The sequence below is a fragment of the Streptomyces sp. NPDC048277 genome (assembly GCF_040652235.1).
Classification (GTDB): Bacteria; Actinomycetota; Actinomycetes; order Streptomycetales; family Streptomycetaceae; genus Streptomyces.
This window is the reverse complement of the sequence record NZ_JBEZLQ010000037.1, coordinates 61,268-78,995: the sequence shown is the minus strand read 5'-3', so window position 1 is coordinate 78,995 and position 17,728 is coordinate 61,268. Positions and strand designations below refer to the sequence as shown.

Here is a 17,728-nt window from a genome sequence, read left to right as displayed (position 1 = left end):
GAGCGCCTGGACGCGGTGTCCGTACCCGGGTCAGCCGGTGTGCGGCGGAGCGCAGAGGACGCGGTAGGGCTCGTCGGGTATCCGGGTGCGCCACTGCGCTCTGCTCAGGGCGGCGTTGGCGCGGGCGCAGATCCGGGCTACGGCGTCGGAGGGGGCGACGGTGTACCGCTGGAGCGGGACGTGCGCGCTGCCTGTGTAAAGGGTGCCGCTGTCGGGGCTGAAGGCGAGGGTGTCGACGGGCTCGCCCGGTGTGGTCAGGGGGCCACCGAGAGGTTGCCGGGTGGCGGTGTCCCACAGCTGGAGGGTGCCGGAGTCGCCGCCGACGGCCAGGGTGTGGCCGTCGGGACTGAAGGCGAGGGCGCTGACGGTTTCCGGGCCGTCGACGAAGGGGGAGGGAAAGACGTTCCGCAGTAATCCTGGTGAGTGGCGGAGGTCGCTGTCCCACAGGGCGACGCGTCCGGTCCAGTCGCCCACCGCCAGGCGGGAGCCGTCGGGACTGAAGGCGAGGGCGCCGGTCGTGCCGCCCTGCCCCAGGGCGTGGGCCGTCACGGCGCCGGCGGGCAGCCGGGCGGCACGGTCGTCACCGACGAGGAGACCGCCGTCGGGGCGGACGGCCAGGTCGGTGCTGGCCAGCGCGGCCAGGATCTTGGTCCTGCGGTGGCGCAGGGTGTCCCAGACCTCGTTGCCCAGGGGGGTGTTGTCCGAGGCGCGGGCGGTGTACAGGGTCCGGCCGCCTGGGCCCAGGGCGAGGGGGACGACCGGCGCGAAGGACTCGGGCGCCGCCAGGTCCAGTTCGGACCGGGTACGGCCGCGGACCAGGTCCCAGACCGTGAACCGCTGGGAGGCGGGCTTGCCGTCGGGGGCGGAGACGCCGTAGGCGAGAGCGGTGCCGTCGGGGCTGAATGCCATCAGGGGCACGGTGTCCTGCGGCTTGAGCGGGCGTGCGGAGTGCCGGAGGACGGGCAGGGGTACGGTCGGCAGGGTCCGTGACAGGTGTCCGTCGCGGGTGTCGTGCAGCTGGAAGCGGTAGCGGGTTCCAGAACGTTCGGCGGTGGCGAGGGTACGGCCGTCCGGGCTCAGCAGTGTGCCGTCCAGGGGGCGTTCGCGCCATGGGGAGGTGACGGCGGCCTCGAGGTCGAGGGAGTGGACGGTGCTGTCGTCGCGGTAGCGCAGGACCGGGCGGGCGGGGTCCCAGACCAGGTCGCCGGAGAGGTGCTGGCTGGGCAGGGGGTGCCGGAACACCGGGGTGCCGGGGGCGGACAGCCGCCACACCCTGATCTCCTGGCCGAGCGTGGCCAGGAAGGCCCCGTCCGGGCTGAAGGCGGTGTACTGGGTGCCGGGGTCGTCGATGTCCGCGATCCGGCGATTGGTCCGGAGGTCCCAGACCCGGATCCCGGTCTCCGTGACGGCGGCGAGGCGCCCGTCCGGGGGAGTCTCCGGCACCGTGGCATGTGCCCCGCCCGTACGTCCGGCGGTCCCGCCTCCGAGGACGAGCCCCCCGTCGTAGCCACGGCAGACTCCATGGGCCTGTGCCCAGGAACCCGGTAGGGCGCGGCGACTGTCCGTCTGCCATACCTGCGGTGCCCGTCCGGCGGCACAGACGGCCAGCAACCGGCCGTCCGCGCTGGGAGTCGCGTTCCACGGACCGGTGGCCCTGGTCTCGAAGAGCACGCGGCCGTCCGCGACGGAGCGCAGCCGGACCAGATCGTCGGTCGCGTCGCTCGTGAGGTACGTACGGCCGTCGGCCCCGAAGGCCGTACGGGAGGAACTCGGCAGCGGGCGCGGGGCGCCGGTCCACCGTCTCTCACGGGTGTCCCACAACCGGACACCGGCGTCCGTGGAGACGGCGAGCACCCGTCCGTCCGGACCGACGGCGGTCACTTCCCCGTCCGGCTGCCTTCCCGAGGCGGTGAGGCGGTGCGTGGCGATGTCCCAGGTCCGCCAGGTGCGGCCGTCCGCGCTGAACAGGGTGCGGCCGGAGTCGGTGAGGACGCGCTGAGGCTGGTCTCCGGGCGCGGGGTCGGTGAATACGTCCAGTTCGGGCTGGCTGAGCGAGCCGAGCAGGGCGCGGCGGGTCTCGGGCAGCGCGGAGATCCGCCAAGCGGCGACGCCGAGCAGCATCGCGGTTCGCGGGTCGGTGGTGCGCATCCCGTCGGCGGTCGCGGCGACGCCGCGGGCGGTGGTGTCCGTGCGCTGCCGCTCGGAGTCCCGCCGATCGTGCCAGGCGCTCTGGCCGACGATCAGCGCCACGGCCACGACTGCGCAGAGCGCGGTGACGAGCAGCCGAGCCCCGCGGGTGGTGCGGGTGACGGTCCGGCGTTCCGCTGAGCGGGCCTCGGCCGCGGCGGTGAGGAATGCCTTCTCCGAGGTGGTCAGTGCGCTGTTCAGCCCGTCGGCCCGCTCGTCGTCCGCGAAGATCTCCTGTGCGCGGGCGAGCCTGGCGCCCCGGTACAGGCTCCCGGGGTCACGGCCGGTCTCCAGCCAGGCGCGGGTGTCTCCGGTCAGGCGCCGGTGGTGGCGCAGCCGCTCGCGGTCCTCCTCCAGCCAGTCCCGAAGCCGCGGCCAGCAGGTGATCAGGGCCTCGTGGGCGAGCTGCACACCCGCGTCGTCGACGGTCAACAGCCTGGCCTCGGCCAGCCGTTCGACCACGGACGGCACCGAAGGGTCTGTCCAGTCCTGAAGCTCGGGCCCAAGGAGCGGGCGCCGGGTGTCGGATGTGTTCTCTCCGGGGGCGATGAGCCGTAGCAACAGCTGCCGGGCGGCGCACTTTTGTTCCGCGGACAGCCGCCCGTAGGCCTCCTCGGCGCTCGCCGCGATCGCTCCGGACACTCCGCCGGCCGAGTCGTACGCGCCCTGTGTCAGCAGTCGGCCCCAGCGCCGCCGCCAGGTTTCCAGCAGTGCGTGGGAGAGCATCGGCAGGGCGCCGGGCCGGTCCAGGACCTCTGCCACGATCCGTGCGGTCAGCTCCCGCTCCACCAGGAGTCCGGCGGCCTGCGCCGGTTTGACCACCGTCTCGCGGAGTTCGTCCGCCGTCATCGCGCCGACCAGCAGCCCCGAGCCGCGTAGTGCGTCCGCCAGTCCGCGGTGCTCGGCGCACCGGGCGTAGAAGTCCGCCCGTACCGCGACGATCACCCGCAGCCGGGAGTCCGGCTCGCGCGCGCTGAGGAGCAGGTCGATGAATCGGACCCGCTCCGCACGGTCCCGGCAGAGGGTGAAGACCTCCTCGAACTGGTCCACCACCAACCAGGTCTCCGGCTCGCCAGCCGCCGGGGCCAGCAGCCGTCCATGCGTAGTGGCCGGCTGGGCTCCAGGGGTGACGATCCGCAGCGTCGCCGGGTGATCCAGGTTCTCGATCTCGTCCCGTAGACGGGGGACGAGTCCGGCGCGCAGCAGGGAGGACTTGCCGCTGCCGGACGGGCCGAACACCACGGCGAAGCGGTGCCCGCGCACCAGCTCTCGTACTTCTCCGATCAGCCGGTCCCGGCCGAAGAACAGTTCGTGGTCGTCCGGCCCGAACGGCGCCAGCCCCCGGTACGGTGCCAGACCATCGGCTCCGCGGGCTAGCGCGGTCTCGGCCTCCGCCGCCTTCCACCGTGGCTCCCACTCCGCGGGATCCGCGCCGCAGGCCCGCGCATACGCCTGGACGACGGCTGACGACGGCAGCCGTTCTCCCCCCGCCGCCTGGGACAACGTGGCGGCCGAGAAGTCCACCGCCTGGGCCATGGCCCGGTACGACGGGCTGCCGGCGGCCTTGCGCAGTTCCCGCAGCTCGTGCGCGAGGCGCTGCACGGGACCGGCCGACGGGTCCAGCGGTCTCTCCGGACGCCCCACGGATCCGATCACCCCCTCATGGCTGAAGTCAATGTTCCGGTCCTCGCCAACGTATGGCTCGCGCTGATCCGGCGTCACTTCTCCTACACAGATGTGGCATTGATGACAGAGGTGATGAGCCACCGCGTCGGACAACCCTGCGGATCTCCGCTCGATTGAATGACCTGATGAACGGGGCTGCCATTCAACTCCCGCCTCCTCAGCATCAGTTGTGGCATCGACAGATGTCGTGACGGCACAGACCCGTTCGGAAGGAATCCACATTGCGGACAGCGCGCAGGAACGGCTTGAGGAGTAGGGCGGCGCTCGCGGGCGCCATGGCGGTCGCTCTGGTGAGCCTGACCGGGGGATGGACACCGATGGCGACCGCGGCGGCACCATCGGCTTTGTGGCACGCGGGGATCGGCGCGGACCGCAGCGTCGAGCGGATCACGCTGATCACTGGCGATCGGGTGGCCCTGGACGCGCGGGGCCGGGTGACGAAGGTCGAGCGTGGCACCGGACGCGCTGGCGTGCCGGTCTCCGTGCGGCGCTTCGCCGGGCACACCTACGTCGTCCCGGTCGACGTGGGCCGGCTGCTTGCGGACGGCCGTCTGGACCGGCGGTTGTTTGATGTGACGGGCCTTGCGGCGGCCGGCTACGACGACGCTCACCGGCACGATGTGCCGCTGATCGTGTCGTACACGCGGGATTAGGCGCGGCGCGGCGCGCAGCGGGCGCTGCGGGCTGCCGACGTCGACATACGACGCCAACTGCCCGTCATCGGCGGGGAGTCGATGACCGTGTCCAAGGCGCGGTCGGCGCGGGTGTTCGAGGCGCTGACCGGTCCGCTCACCGGAGGGACGCCGGGCCTGACGACCGCCCCCGGAATCGGGCGGATCTGGCTCGACGCTCGCTGGAAGCCGCAGGCCGCCCTGCACTTGGCAGCCGTCCGGCATTCGACGGCGAAGGCATCGACGGCCGTCCAGCCGCCGGACCCGAAGGGCGGCCCCGTCCAGATCGGGGCGCCCGAGGCATGGAAAGCGGGCTACGACGGCAAGGGCGTCAACGTGGCGGTCCTGGATACCGGAATCGACGCCACCCACCCTGACCTGAAGCACGTCATCGCCGGTACGAAGGACTTCTCCGGCAGCGGCAGCACGGACGACAAGGACGGGCACGGCACGCACGTCGCCTCCACTCTGGCCGGATCCGGGGCCAGGAGCGACGGGAAGTACGTCGGTGTCGCTCCCGGCGTGCGACTGCTGGCGGGCAAGGTGCTGGGCGATGACGGAGGCGGCAGCGACTCCGGGGGTCCTGGCCGGCATGGAGTGGGCGGTACAGCAGCGGGCGAAGATCGTCAGCATGAGCCTGGGCAGCACCGACTTCGCCGGAGCGGACCCCATCGAGCAGGCGGTGAACGACCTGTCGAAGTCCTCGGGCGCCCTGTTCACCATCGCCGCGGGCAACGACGGCCCTGGCGACGCGACCATGGGTTCACCCGGCTCCGCGGAGCAGGCGCTGGCCGTGGCCGCCGTCGATCACGATGACAAGCTCGCCGACTTCTCCAGCCGCGGGCCGACGGCCGACTCCGCCCTGAAGCCCGACATCTCCGCGCCGGGCGTCGACATCACCGCCGCCAAGGCCGCCCACAGCAGTGACGAGGACGAGGCGACCCCGGGCTACGTCACCTACTCCGGCACCTCGATGGCCACCCCGGCGACCGCGGGTGCCGCCGCCATAGTCGCCCAGGAACACCCTGATTGGAACGGGCAGCGCATCAAGGCGGCTCTGCTGGCCTCCGCGAAACCGCTGCCCGGCCAGGGTGCCTACGCGGTGGGAGCGGGACGCGTCGATCTTGCCCGGGCGATCAGGCAGACAGTGACCACCGAGCCGGCCTCCGCCGACCTTGGAGTCCAGCTGTGGCCGCACGGCGACGACCAGCCAGTCCGTCGTACCGTCACCTACCGCAACACCGGCGACCGTCCGGTCACCCTCGACCTTGCTCTCACCGACCGGGTCGCCCCGGGCGGCAGGGCCGTCACCACGGGGGTGTTCACCCTGTCGCCCGCACGGCTGACCGTCCCGGCCGACGGCACCGCCGACGCCACCGTCACCGCCGACACGCGTGCGGACGGGCTCGCTGACGGGCCCTGGTCCGCCGCCGTCACGGCGACCGGCGACGGCCAGTCGGTCCGCACCCCGGTCGGGGTGGTGCGCGAGGCGGAGTCGTACACCCTGACGATCAGGGCCACCGGCCGCGACGGGAAGCCCGCCCCAGACACCGACCTGACCATCGGCGGCCTGGACAGCGGTCGTCTCTACCGCCCGTACGACGCTGGTGACAAGGACCAAGACGGCGTGGTGACGGTCCGGCTGCCCAAGGGGCGCTACACACTGGACGCGCAGATCCTGCCGTCCGCCCAGGGCGGCGCGGTGTCCTGGCTGGTGACCCCGAAGCTGGTCATGGACCGTGACCGCACCCTGACACTGGACGCCCGCACCGCCAAGCCCGTTCACGTCAGGGCCCCCGACGCCGGGGCTCGGTTGCGCGGAGCGCAGATGGCCTTCTCCGCCCGCGGCGCGACCGACTACGCAGGCGCACTCCTCACGGACGACTACACGCATGTCTTCGCGGCCCAGGCGGGTCCCGGCGCCCCGCCGAAGGACTTCATCGTCCAGTTCGGCGGTATCTGGCAGCGCGGGGCCGCCGATCCGCAGTACGACCTGGTCGTCACCCGCAGGGGCACCATGTTCACCGGCCTGGACCGCAGGGTTTCCGCACACGGACTCGCCAAGGTCGTCATGTCCGTCGGCTCCGTCGCCGCGGGCACCCGGGCTACGCCGTACACCCGCTGGGAGGTGCCCGGCTGGGACGCGCTCGCCCTCGCCGTCGGTCCCGTGGAAGGAGCCACCCGGAAGGCGCCCGTCTCCGGGATCCACTACCTGTCCACCGGGGCCGACCTGCGCTGGGAGCTGGACAACTACCTGGACACGGCGACCCACCGGGACCTGGGCTCGTGGCAGACCCAGGTCCGGCGCTACCGGGCCGACCACACCTACCGGGAGACCTTCAACACCGCCGTCTTCGGTCCGTCCTTCGGCAGCGCCGACGGCGCGGGCACCTACGAGGGCAAGGCGTACTGGATCTGCCTGGGGATGTTCGACGACGGCGCCGGGCATGCCGGTTACCCCGAGGCTTCCGAGATCACCGTCCACGCACGGCTTTCCACGGGTGGCACCGTGGTCGCGGACCGCAAGGAGGACTGCTTCAACGGCAGTGGGTTCCCGGACCGTCCCGCCCGCTACCGGCTGGCCGTCGACGCCTCCCGCAGTGCCTCGGTGTACCACGTCGGCACCCGCGTCTCCGTCGTCTGGGACTTCGCCGTCAGGCCCGTCGCCAGTCCCGGATCCGGCACCATGCCCCTGTCCGTCGTCCGGTTCACTCCCCGGCTCGGCCTGGACAGCACGGCCAGGGCGGGCAGCCGGATCACCGTTCCCCTGGTGATCCGGGGCGCGGCCGCCGCCCCCGGCGCGTTGCGCACCCTCACCGTCCAGGTGTCGTACGACGGCGGGCACACCTGGAAGGGCTCAGCAGTCCACACAGCGTCCGACGGCAGGCGGTCCGTGACCCTTACGCAGCCGGCCACACCCGGCACCGTCTCCTTCAAGGCCACCGCGACCGACACCGGGGGCAACCGCGTCACCCAGACGCTGATCGACGCCTACCGCACGGTCAGCTGACCTGACCGCACCGCACGCCGCCGGCCCGTCCGCATCCCCTATCGGGCGGGCCGGCGGTCCCCTTCCCTGCAGCCTCTCGGGGAGAGCCTACTTCAGTGCCATGGGCGTGATCGGGGAGCCGACCGAGCCGGTCACTTTGAGCCCGGGGGCGCAGAAGAGGAACTCCCAGACGCCGTCCTGCTCGCAGTCCGCGGCGAGGCCCTCGAAGTTGAACATCTCGCCGAGGGTCAGGCCCATGTCGCGGATGGTGACCTGGTGGAACGGGATGATCGCGCCCTCGATGGGACACGGGTAGACCTCGCAGGCCCAGTTGTCCAGGGCGAGCGCGGCGACCTCGCGTTCGTACAGCCACCGGCAGGTGTCGAGGCCGGGACCGGGCTCGTCCCCCATGAAGTGCTCCCGGTCGCCCTCCAGGAACCACTTGTACGATCCGGTGCGGATGCACAGGATGTCACCGGATTCCACGCGTACGCCCTGGCGCTCCTCTGCCGCCGAGAGGTCCGCCGCGGTGATCTCGTACGAGTCCGGGAGCCGGTCGACGCCCTTGAGCGCGGCGATGTCGAGCAGCACACCGCGGGAGATCAGGTGCTCCACCGCCTTCGCGAAGGAGTTCTTGGCGGCGCCCACGAAGCTGTTCACCGCGGCGGCGGGCACGTTGTTGTAGAAGAGCCCGCCGTATCCGACGTGGGCGAGGCTGTCCCACTGAGTGGCTGCCTGCAGCCCGAGTACGACCATGTCGTCGGCGGAGATCATGCCGTCCGGGCAGGCGGCGGTGTCCGAGGGCAGCAACGTCATCACGTGCTGGGGGTTGGTGCGGAACCCGCCGGGCCCGAACGGGCCGTCCTTGTCGAACGGCATCCCGAGGTCGAAGTTCTTGCCGGTTCTGACCAGTTGAGCCGCGGCGACGCGCTTCTCAGGCGTGACGAAGTTCAGCGTCCCGATCTCGTCGTCGTCACCCCAGCGCCCCCAGTTGCTCAGTTCCTTGCCGAGTTCGTGGTGCGGCCATGTCCTGCTGTCGGTCATTTTTCTTCTCCTGTGCCTAGACCGTTGCCCCGCCGTCCACCGGGATCACGGTGCCTGTCATGTACTTCGACGCGTCCGAGGCGAGAAACAGGGCGACGGTCGCGATGTCCTCCGGCTGTCCCACCCGGCCGAGCGGGATGGTGGTGGCGATGGCCGACAACGAGGCGTCGACGGCGCCCTCCTGGAAGGCCGCCCGCATTCCGGCCGTGTCCGTGCCACCGGGACAGATCGCGTTGGCGCGGATTCCCTCGGGTGCGAGAAGGAGGGAGAGCGACTTCATGAACTGGATGACGGCGCCCTTGGTCGCCGCATAGACCGGAAGCCCGGCGACGCCCCGCACTCCTGCCGTGGAAGCGGTGAAGATGACCGAAGCGGCGTCCGACCTGCGCAGCAGGGGCAGGAACTGCTGGGTCAGATAAGCCGGCACCCAGGCGTTGAGCGTCATGCACTCGTTCCAGCTCGCGGCGTCGAATTCGAGTTCGCGGGGGCCGGTGATGCCGGCGTGATTGTGCAGTACGTCGATGACGTCGTGCTGCGACCTGACCGTGTCGAGGAACCGGTCCAGCTCCGTCTGGTCGCGCAGATCGACCCCGTGTGCCTCGGCGGAGCCCCCTCCTGCCACGATCTCGGCGGCGACCTCCTCGGCACCCGCCGTGTTCAGGTCCACGAGGATGACGTGCGCGCCCTCGGCCGCGAACAGCCGGGCCCCGGCCCGGCCCATGCCCGAAGCGGCGGCAGTGATCAGCGCGGTCTTGCCCTTGAGGAGGGCGCGGTCGTTGATATGCGTTCCGTTCACAGATGCTCTCGTTTCTCGGAAATTCCTGACGACCCGAACCGAAGCGGGGGCTTACTCCCCTCTGGGATCCCCCGGTACCAGCGCGTCGGCGAAGCCCCAGGGCACGCCGAGGCTCGTCGCCGGATCGGTCACGATGACGTGGTCCGTGCGGGTTCGAATTCCGATGCCTTCGGCCTTGAGGTGACGTTCGACGCGTCCGAGATCGGCGACCTTGAAGGTGATCGCGTGGTAGGTGTCCTTGGGAGCGTTCGACGACCAGTCGTCGTGCGCCGCGGTGCCTGTGTCGGGCACGGCGAACTCGTAGACCGCATCCGCGAGATGCACGTAGGTACTCGTCGTCGCGATGGTCTCGTTGCGTCCGTGGTGGACGACCTTGCCGCCTAGGACGTCCACGAACAGCCGGAGTTGGCGTTCCGGGGCGTCGGTGAGCACGGTGTGGTGGGAGCACCGTTCGATACCGAGGGGGTCCTGGTCCGACACCGCCGGGAGCACCCAGTCCGGCTTGATCCGCGGATCCAGCGGAAAGGGAATCCGGGGCAGGAACTCGTAGCGCAGACCGGCGTCTTCGGGCACGGTGAAGAACAACGGCATCCCGCCGGCGGTGGGCGGATCGTCGCCCTCGGCGACCTTGTCGTTCTGGCCGATCAGCCGGAAACCGTGGTGCTTCAGCGCACGGTAGAGTTCCGCGACCTCGTCGACGTACCACCCGAATCCCTTCAGGTGCGGCCTGTCGACCGTCGGATAGCGCTGCACGCCGTCGACGATGTAGAGCTTGGGGTCGATGGTGTCGAACAGCACGTCGTTGATCGAGGTGAACGTGGAGTAGTCCATGCGCCTCCCCGGTGGCGGTGTGGCGCCGCCCAGCGTGGCCGACAGATTTGTGCTGGGGCGTCCGAACACCCGCTGGAACCAGCGTTCGGCCTCACCGAGATCCGATACGTGGTGGCTCGGGTGATACATCATCGTCACCCGGAATCCGGTCCCGACGGCCGAGGGATTCACGGGCTTGTTTTCGGCTTCAGACACAGATGTCTCCTGCCTGGGGGCTCACAGCTCTCACAACCGGCTGTGACCCGGAAGGGGTTGTGTTCTCTCGCCGGACTGCTCATGCCGGCCCGGCGTCGGACAGTACCGGGCGCCGAGCGGCGGCAGCGCCTGGTTGAAGCGGCTCAATCCCTGGAATCATAGATCGACCGATCGGACTAATCAATGGTCCGGTGAGAGTAGGGGATTCACGGGCGGGGTCCAGTGGCCGGCCCTACGGGTGTCCGGCCGGCCGTGCCGGGTGCGCATCGTCGGCCGGTGCGTCGCTCACCTGTCCGAACGGCGCCGACAGCCACGACGGTCACGGCAGCGGCATCTTGCCGTTCGGCGGCCGCATGTGCTCGATGTACGCGTCCAGGTCTGCGCCGCGCAGACGGCGCAGTTCGTGTGCCTCCAGCGGGCCCCGCCCGCACTGCCCCCGCCGTTCCCGTCGCGCCGGGCTTTCCACGGATCACGGATCCTCGCGGACCGGCCTTGACCCCCTTGGCTAATGAGAGTAGCTTTTTGGCTATTGGAATTAGCTGCGGAGGTCGGCATGACTGAGTTCCTGAACGTGGAAGGCGGCACCCTCGCCTACGAGGTGACCGGCTCCGGGCCGCTGATGGTGCTGGCGCACGGGATCGGCCAGAGCCGCGACGCCTATCGGTTCATGGTCCCGGAGCTGGTGGCCGCCGGTTACCGGGTCGTGTCCGTGGACCTGCGAGGCAGCGGCGAATCGACCGCGACGTGGCCGTCCTACACCCGTACCGACATCGCCGGCGACCTGATCGCGCTGATCGAGCACCTCGGCGGTCCCGCGGTGCTGGTCGGCCACTCCATCTCCGGCGGTGCCGCGACGATCGCCGCGGCCAAGGCGCCGGCTCTGGTGAGTGCCGTCGTCGAACTGGCGCCGTTCACCCGCAAGGTGGAGTACTCGCTGAGTGCGCTGGGCGTGTCCCGCTACCGTAAGGGCGCGGCGGCGATCTCGGCCGTCGCGGTGCTCGGCAGCCACAAGCAGTGGCTCAGGTACCTGGAGATCGCGACCCCGGAGCCGCGCCCGGCGGACTGGGCCGCGAGCCTGGAGCGCACCGACGCGATGCTGCACGAGCCGGGCCGCATGAAGGCCCTGCAGAAGCAGATGAACAGCGCCGCCGACGCCGGTGCCCAACTCGGCAACGTGCACTGCCCGGTTCTGGTCGTCATGGGCACCCTCGATCCCGACTGGGGTGACCCGAAGGCCGAGGGCGAGGCCATCGTGGCCGCGCTGCCGCAGGGCGTCGGCCGCCTCGAGATGCTCCCGGGGGCGGGGCACTACCCGCAGGTCCAGTTCCCGTCGGCAGTGGTCGGCCTGGTGCGTTCGTTCCTGGAGACGGCCCGTGCCTAGGGCCGGACTCGACCGGGCCACGGTCATCGCGGCCGCGTCGGAACTCGCCGACGAGGTCGGCTTCGCTGGCCTGACCATGGGCCTGCTTGCCGAGCGGGTCGGGGTGCGGACACCGTCGCTGTATAAGCACATCGATTCGCTGGACGCCCTCCAGCGGGGCGTCGGCCTCCAGGCCGTCCGCGACATCGGCGCCGTCCTGACCCGGGCCGCCGTCGGCCGGTCCGGTCCGGACGCGGTCCGCGCGATCGCCGAGGCGTACCGGAAGTGGGCCCTTGACCACCCGGGCCGGTACGCCGCCAGTGTTCGCGCCCCGCGTGCCGAGGACGAGGAATACCAGGCCGTGGCCCACGAAGCGGTGCAGATCCTGTTCGACGCGGTTGCCGGCTTCGGGCTGACCGACGAGCGGGCCATCGACGCGGTCCGGGCCCTGCGCACCGTCATCCACGGCTTCGTCGGCCTCGAGAGCGACGATGCCTTCCAGATGGGGCGCGACCCCGCCGACAGCTACCGGTTCGTCGTCGACACGCTCATCAACGGCATGCGGGCCGAGGCCGCCATCGGCGGGGGCGCCGCCCCCGCGCCGCTCCAGGGCGGGGAGGAATCATGACCCAGGCCGCCGGCTCCCCGAACCGCGTCAACGCCGCCTCCGGGCTGCGGTTCCTGACCGAACTGATCGGCTGGACGGCCACCGCGTGGGCGCTGCACCGGGTCGACTGGGCGGTCGCGGCCGCCGCGCTCGTCGTGCTGATCGGACTGCCGGCCGTCGTCGGAACACCCGGCGACCGCCCCTTCGACCCGCCGGTGGCGATCCCCGGCGCGGCGATGCTCCTGCTCGTGCTCCTCGAAGTGGCCGCCGCAGCGGTGGCGCCGTGGTTCGCGTGGCCCACGTGGGCGGCGGTCGCCGCTACCGCGCTGGCCGTGGCGTCGGTCGTGCTCGAACAGCCGCGCTGGCGTTGGCTGTTGCGCCACTAGAGGGCCGCGCTGACGGCTCGCCAGGACTTGAGCCGGGGCTCCGGAACGACCGCCGACCGAGCTTCGCGGTTCTGAGCGGGACCGTACAAGCGCGTTCACGGCCGACCACTGCGCGGTGGCTGTACGGCACCCGCACCGCGACCGGATCCGCGCGGGGCGCGGGTTGTGGAGGGTTGTGACCGGTCGGTCCGGGGGAGACCGTCCTGTCGGGAACCGGGAGTGGAAAGCTGGACGTCCGGGTCCGTAGTGCGGTAATGAGATCCACGGGGGAAACGGGGATGACAGTGCAGCAACCGGGTGGCGGTGCCGGGGTTCCGGGTTCGGAGTACGCGACCGTCCAGCTGCCGGGCGGGGAGGAGCCGACGGCCGTCCTGCCGGCCACCATCGGCCCGTACGTCGTGATGCGGGAACTCGGCGGCGGCGGGATGGGGGTGGTGTCGCTGTGCCGGATGACGTCGGGCCGGCTGGTGGCGGTCAAGCGAGTGCGCGAGGAGTACGCGGACGACCCGGCCTTCCGCAGCCGGTTCCGGCGGGAGGTGGCCGCGGCCCGGCGGGTGAGCGGGGTGTACACGGTGCCGGTGGTGGACGCCGACACCGAGGGGCCGCGGCCCTGGATCGCGACCTCCTACGTGCCGGCTCCCACCCTCGACCAGGCCGTCCGGCTGTGCGGAAGCTTTCAGGAGCAGGCGTTACGGGCCCTGGGCACGGCGCTCGCCGAGGCGCTCCAGGTCATCCATGCCGCCGGCGTGGTGCACCGCGACATCAAACCGGGCAACGTACTGGTCTCCCCGGACGGCCCCCTGGTGATCGACTTCGGCATCAGCAGGGCACTGGAGTCGGGCGAGACCCGGTTGACCGGCACCGGAACCGCGATCGGTTCCCCCGCCTTCATGGCGCCCGAGCAGATCGCCTCCTCGCATGACGCGGGCCCGGAGGCGGACGTCTTCGCACTGGCCGGTCTGCTGGTGTACGCGGCCTGCGGGGAGGGGCCGTTCGGGCCGGGAGACGAGAGCTCGCTGCACCGGATCATGACCGCCGAGCACGATCTGCACGGCGTACCGCGCACGTTGCACGCACTACTGACGCGCTGCCTGGACAAGTCGCCGTCACGGCGGCCGGGTCTGGAGGAGGTCCTGGCCGGGCTCGCGCCGGCCGACCCCCGCCATCTGCACCTCCCGGCGCTGCGCGAGGAGTGGACACGCAGATCCCAGGAGGCCGAGCTCCTGGCGGTGGCGCCACCGCCGCCCGCGAGACCGCCCGGTGACACGGCCGACACGGCCGTCGCGAACCCCGGCCGCCGCAAGCTGCTCATCGGTTCGCTCGCCGCGCTGGGTGTCGTGGCAGCGGGTTCGGGACTGGCGGCGTACCTCGCGGGCCGCTCCGACGGCACCCCGAAGGCCAAGGGGGCCGGGAAACCGCTGGGCAGCGACGTACGCACGGTCAAGCTGACCGACCCGCCGAAGCCGCTGTGGGCACAAGCACCGCCGCTCACGATCACCACGCCCAGGCTGTACAGCTACGGGCAGACCCTGCTGCTGTACGAAGGCGGCTACGCCGCCGCAGCGTTCGCCGCCGCCGACGGCGCCGTCCGCTGGCAGCACGGCTCGCTCCAGTCACAGGGCGGGACCGCCCGGGGAAACGATCCCATCGGGGTGGGCGGATGGGTCCTCGGCCCGGTGGAGGGCGGCATCCTCGTCTCCGCCATGAGCACCGCCCTCGGCTCCGCCGGCAAGTACTACGTCTCGATCGTCGGCCCGGCCACCGCACGGGTGAAGTCGAAGGCCGCCCTGGGCGCCTCCGAGTACCTGGTCTCGATCCTCGCGACACACGGGAGCAATGCGTACTGCCTCTCCCAGGCACTGTCGGGCGGCTTCGACCTGGCCTCGCCGAGCGCGACGCCGGACTACAACTACGCGCAGCACGTCATCGCCGTGGACGTGAAGACCGGACGCATCCTGTGGCGGCAGCCCCTCACCACCACCTCCCTGTACGGCGTGCGCTACGCCGCCGACGGCTACGGCTTCTACTACACCGAGGACACGGACACGGGTCTGACCATCCACGCGCTGGACGCGGCGAGCGGCAGGTCCCGGTGGTCCGTGAAGGTGCCCGCCGACCCGGACAGCGACCTCCCGGCGTACATGCAGTCCGCCGGCGGACAGCTCACCTCCGCGCTCACCGCGGCCGGTGACCTGCTGCTCACGGTGAACGTCAAGGGCGGGCTCGCGGCGTACGACGCGAAGACCGGGACCCGGCGCTGGTCGGTTCCGATGACCGCGGCCACGCAGCCCTCCGTCGTCGGGGACCTGGTGCTCACCAACGATCTCACCCAGGTCCACGCCGTCGAACTCCGTACCGGGAAAGTGCGCTGGAGCATCACCAGTCCGCTGACGCTGTCACCCGGGCTGGAGTTCGGCCCCACCCTGGCCGCCTCCGCGGACGTCACCGCGGTGCTGTTCACGCCCCTGTCGTACACCGCGACGAGCGGCGCCGGCTCGGACGGTCCGGCCGGGGCGCTGGTCCTGCGCACCTCGGACGGCAAGGAGTTGTGGGCGCTGCAGGAGAAGGCCGGGTCCGCGTCGTCCTCCGCTTCGTCCTCCGGGTCGTCCGGTATCGGCAGCGCGATCGCCAAGGGGGTCGACATCTGGGCCGTAGCGGTGCGGGAGGACATGGTGTTCCTCGCCGGCGGCGGTCTGGTCCGGGTCTACGGAGCGGCGGCCGGAGCGTGACCGCACCGCCCGAGGCGGACACCGGACTCCCGTCCACGGTAGGCCCGTTCAAGGTGCTGCGGCTGCTCGGCTCGGGCGGCATGGGACGGGTGTACCTCGCGGCGACCCGGGCCGGACGGCCGGTGGCCGTCAAGGTCGTACGGGACAGCTACGTCCAGGATCCGCGCTTCCGCGAGCGGTTCAGGGTCGAGGCCGAGGCGGCGCTGAAGGTCAGCGGCGCGTTCACCGCGCCGGTGCTGGCCGCCGACCCGGACAGCCCCCAGCCCTGGCTGGCGACCGCTTATCTGCCCGCGCCGTCCCTGACCGAGGCGGTGAGCACCCATGGGCCGATGCCGGAGGAGACGGTCCGCAGGTTGGCCGCCGGACTCGCGGAGGCACTGGCCGCCATCCACGCGGCCGGGCTGGTGCACCGCGATCTGAAGCCGTCCAACATCCTGCTGACCGAGGACGGCCCCAGGGTCATCGACTTCGGGATCGCCCGCGCGGTGGACGGCGAGCGGCTCACCGAGACCGGTCAGGTCCTGGGCACCGCGGGCTATGTGCCGCCCGAGCAGATCGCCGGGCGAACCCCCACGGCGGCGGGCGACGTCTTCTCCCTCGGCGCCACCCTGGTCTTCGCCGCCTGCGGCCGGGGAGCCTTCGGGGCGAGCGGGCTGCACATCCTCCTCTACCGGACCGCCTACGAGGAACCCGACCTGTCCGCCGTTCCCGCGGGGCTGCGCCCGGCGCTTGCCGCCTGCCTTGCGAAGGACCCGCGGCAGCGACCCCAAGTGGCGGATCTGGCACGGCTGTTCGGCGCCCCGCACCTGCCCGGTGCGGGCTGGCTCCCGCAGGACGTGGAGCGGGAGGTGCGGTACCGCGAGGAGAAAGTGCGCACGGACCTGGCCACCCATGGTGCGGGCCCACGGTGGGGGCGGCGCCGCGTGCTCACCACGGCAGGCGGCACACTGGCGGCGGCGCTGGCCGGGGGCTGGTATCTGGCGCGCGAGGGCTCGGGCGACACCCCCGCGGCACCCAGGCAGCTGTGGAGCAAGGCGCTCCCCGACGGTTTCACCCAGGTGCGGAAGACGGCCGGGGGCCGGCTCCTCGCCACCGGCAAGGACGGCGCCGGCGCGGCCGTGCTCGCCCCGGACACCGGCAAGGCGGCCTGGCAGAGCGCGCCGTACGGGAACGCGGGCACCGCGACGGCCGGTGACACCGTGTACGTCATCGAGATCGACGGGGCCCTGCACGCACGCGAGTTGACGACCGGCAAGGAGCGCTGGCACTTCGCCCCGCCCGGAGACACCCAGCCCGACGCCGGCGATCTCACCGCCTACCCCGGTACGCGGGGCTGGGTGTACGTCACCTCCGAGCAGACCGGCCGCCTGTACGCCCTCGACTCCTCCGGCAAGGTCCGCTGGCAGCACGCGGCGGCGCGCACCGTCGTCCATCCGCTGGGCGACGTCCTGCTGTGCGTGGCACGGGAGCCGGGAGGCACGGAGAGCACCCGCACCGTCCGCGCACTGCACGCCCGCACCGGTGACCAGGTGTGGAAATACACCCCCGCCGTCTACGGTCTCGGCGTGAACCCCGGCCCCCGCCTGGCGCTCACCCTGCGCGCGGACACGGCCCGGCTGGTCGGCCTGCGCGTGTCCGACGGCCGGGCGCTCTGGACGGTCCCCACGGGCCTGGACCCGGGCGAGGCCATCCAGAACGTCTCTCTCACCGCGACCGCCCGGCTCGGCCCCGACGGTCGCACCGCGCTCTTCCAGAACAGCCTCGCGAGCGGTTCCTTCGCCGCCCTCGACACCTCCGACGGCAGCACCCGATGGCGGCAGAGCCCCAAGGACCGGCAGCAGCTCGTCCCCCTGGGCTCGACCCTCTTCACCGTTCCCGAGCCCCCGGCCGGCACCGACATCACCGCCGCCCACGGCCCGCTCACCTCCTACGACCTCACCTCCGGCACCCGCCACTGGCAGACCGCCGACCTCGGCAAGGCCCTGTACGCCGTCCTGGGCACGTTCTCGGGACTCGTCCTCGTCGGCCTCAACGGCGGTTCCGCTCCGGGTGTGTACGGCTACGCACTCGACGACGGCAAGCGGGTCTGGAAGCTCCCCTACACCGTGGACACGCTGTCGCAGCCGTGGAGCGCGGTGACGTCCGGCAGCCGACTGTGGGTGGCGAGCGAGAGCGAGGTCATGGGGTTCACAGCGGGCTGACCCCGCAATCCGGATCCGTTGTACGCCAGGGGACTGGGGGAAACCG

The 17,728-nt window shown here is 71.7% G+C and carries 13 protein-coding genes and 1 pseudogene; 8 read left to right on the top strand and 6 right to left on the bottom strand.

Going from position 1 to position 17,728, the window contains the following annotated elements; translation table 11 throughout:
- Window positions 1-30 precede the first annotated feature (30 nt).
- Complete coding sequence (locus tag AB0D85_RS47210; protein WP_362336055.1) at window positions 31-3,831, bottom strand: helix-turn-helix domain-containing protein; 3,801 nt, start codon at window positions 3,829-3,831, stop codon at window positions 31-33.
- Between the two features lie 359 nt (window positions 3,832-4,190).
- Here AB0D85_RS47210 and AB0D85_RS47205 point away from each other — a divergent pair, with 359 nt between their 5' ends.
- Window positions 4,191-4,526, top strand: coding sequence for a hypothetical protein (locus tag AB0D85_RS47205; protein ID WP_362336052.1), 336 nt, complete (start codon window positions 4,191-4,193; stop codon window positions 4,524-4,526).
- On the opposite strand, the gene AB0D85_RS47200 is transcribed toward AB0D85_RS47205, so the two are convergent.
- Window positions 4,523-4,666 carry a hypothetical protein gene (locus AB0D85_RS47200; RefSeq protein WP_362336119.1) on the bottom strand — a complete coding sequence of 48 codons (144 nt, stop codon included), beginning with the start codon at window positions 4,664-4,666 and terminating at the stop codon, window positions 4,523-4,525. The two genes, AB0D85_RS47205 and AB0D85_RS47200, sit on opposite strands and share 4 nt — an antisense overlap.
- Here AB0D85_RS47200 and AB0D85_RS47195 point away from each other — a divergent pair.
- Window positions 4,608-5,057: pseudogene (locus AB0D85_RS47195) on the top strand (S8 family serine peptidase); the annotation flags it as partial. The gene AB0D85_RS47200 and the pseudogene AB0D85_RS47195 sit on opposite strands and share 59 nt — an antisense overlap.
- Before the next feature lie 40 nt (window positions 5,058-5,097).
- On the top strand, window positions 5,098-7,554 hold the full coding sequence (locus tag AB0D85_RS47190) for a S8 family serine peptidase (protein ID WP_362336050.1): 2,457 nt from the start codon (window positions 5,098-5,100) through the stop codon (window positions 7,552-7,554).
- 87 nt (window positions 7,555-7,641) lie between these two features.
- On the opposite strand, the gene AB0D85_RS47185 is transcribed toward AB0D85_RS47190, so the two are convergent.
- The 4 genes from AB0D85_RS47185 to AB0D85_RS47170 all read right to left on the bottom strand — a co-directional run bounded on the left by AB0D85_RS47185 (window position 7,642) and on the right by AB0D85_RS47170 (window position 10,865).
- Window positions 7,642-8,577, bottom strand: a complete 936-nt coding sequence (locus tag AB0D85_RS47185; RefSeq protein WP_362336047.1) for a cyclase family protein — start codon at window positions 8,575-8,577, stop codon at window positions 7,642-7,644.
- A 16-nt stretch (window positions 8,578-8,593) separates the two neighbouring features.
- Complete coding sequence (locus AB0D85_RS47180; RefSeq protein WP_362336044.1) at window positions 8,594-9,373, bottom strand: SDR family oxidoreductase; 780 nt, start codon at window positions 9,371-9,373, stop codon at window positions 8,594-8,596.
- Window positions 9,374-9,424: 51 nt separating this feature from the next.
- On the bottom strand, window positions 9,425-10,204 hold the full coding sequence (locus AB0D85_RS47175) for a hypothetical protein (protein WP_362336041.1): 780 nt from the start codon (window positions 10,202-10,204) through the stop codon (window positions 9,425-9,427).
- 514 nt (window positions 10,205-10,718) lie between these two features.
- A complete protein-coding gene (locus tag AB0D85_RS47170) occupies window positions 10,719-10,865 on the bottom strand; it encodes a hypothetical protein (protein WP_362336038.1) in 147 nt (48 codons plus the stop codon).
- 87 nt (window positions 10,866-10,952) lie between these two features.
- Here AB0D85_RS47170 and AB0D85_RS47165 point away from each other — a divergent pair, with 87 nt between their 5' ends.
- The 5 genes from AB0D85_RS47165 (at window position 10,953) to AB0D85_RS47145 (ending at window position 17,682) form a co-directional block, all read left to right on the top strand.
- Complete coding sequence (locus tag AB0D85_RS47165) at window positions 10,953-11,780, top strand: alpha/beta hydrolase (protein WP_362336034.1); 828 nt, start codon at window positions 10,953-10,955, stop codon at window positions 11,778-11,780.
- Window positions 11,773-12,387, top strand: a complete 615-nt coding sequence (locus tag AB0D85_RS47160) for a WHG domain-containing protein (protein ID WP_362336031.1) — start codon at window positions 11,773-11,775, stop codon at window positions 12,385-12,387. The genes AB0D85_RS47165 and AB0D85_RS47160 overlap by 8 nt, the downstream gene beginning before the upstream one ends.
- Window positions 12,384-12,752, top strand: coding sequence for a hypothetical protein (locus tag AB0D85_RS47155; protein ID WP_362336028.1), 369 nt, complete (start codon window positions 12,384-12,386; stop codon window positions 12,750-12,752). Before AB0D85_RS47160 ends, AB0D85_RS47155 begins: the two co-directional genes overlap by 4 nt.
- A 278-nt stretch (window positions 12,753-13,030) precedes the next feature.
- A complete protein-coding gene (locus tag AB0D85_RS47150) occupies window positions 13,031-15,481 on the top strand; it encodes a protein kinase (RefSeq protein WP_362336025.1) in 2,451 nt (816 codons plus the stop codon).
- A complete protein-coding gene (locus tag AB0D85_RS47145) occupies window positions 15,478-17,682 on the top strand; it encodes a PQQ-binding-like beta-propeller repeat protein (RefSeq protein WP_362336022.1) in 2,205 nt (734 codons plus the stop codon). The genes AB0D85_RS47150 and AB0D85_RS47145 overlap by 4 nt, the downstream gene beginning before the upstream one ends.
- The last annotated feature ends 46 nt before the right edge of the window (window positions 17,683-17,728 follow it).